Origin of the sequence: Noviherbaspirillum sp. ST9 (genome assembly GCF_048799745.1) — a bacterium.
Taxonomy (GTDB): domain Bacteria; phylum Pseudomonadota; class Gammaproteobacteria; order Burkholderiales; family Burkholderiaceae_D; genus Noviherbaspirillum.
In genome coordinates, this window is sequence record NZ_JBLWFR010000058.1 from 1 (window position 1) to 795 (window position 795).

Annotated in this window: 1 protein-coding gene; it reads right to left on the minus strand. The window is 44.2% G+C overall.

The genetic code is table 11. The features are described from left to right. Positions 1 to 795, minus strand: a 795-nt coding sequence (locus tag ACNOHI_RS24715; RefSeq protein WP_420477382.1) for an alpha-L-fucosidase, incomplete at both ends; no start/stop codon positions are given.

Below are 795 nucleotides of genomic sequence, written 5' to 3' on the forward strand. Positions count from 1 at the left end.
AAATCAATTGTCCGGTTGTAAAACTTTTCACAATATTCTTTTGAAGGCATAGCAACTCCATTTCCCCAGTTCCATTGACGATGAATCATCCCATTATCGTGGCTATTGTCACTAAGAGGATGGTTTTGGGCATACAGTTCCTGTGGGTCCAGCCCCTCCCACCATTTCCCTTTTCCATCCGCTTTTGTTAAGATGCCGTCATAGGAAATACCCGCATACGGGCCGTCTTTGTCAAACCGCCTGGCGGTTTCCATCCAACTCCAGGTATGGGCAGCATGCACGCTCACGCCAAAATACAAATCATGCTTCCTGGCGGCTGCTTCCCAGCCGCTAATCAAATCCTTTCCAGGACCAATTTTCGTAGAATTCCAGTTTTTCTGATACCTGCTTTTATAAAGATCGAAATTATCGTGATGATTCGCCAGGGCAATAAAATACCTTGCTCCCGCCTTCTTATATAAAGCGATCAGGTCATCGGGCCTCCACTGTTCTGCTTTCCACTCATTGATTACATCTTTAAATCCGAACTTAGAAGGATGACCGTATTTTTCTAAATGATACTTATATTGCCTGCTGCCCTGCATGTACATTTCTCGGGCATACCAATCTCCATATTCTGGTTGACATTGAGGGCCCCAATGTGCCCAGATTCCGAACTTGGCATCGCGGAACCATTCAGGGGTATTATAAGCAGACAGTGAGTTCCAGTTAGCTTTAAAAGGACCGGAAGATATAACCGGAATACCGGATCTAAATATTTCATTAGCTGCATTTATATGTTTTGCCATAGCAAAA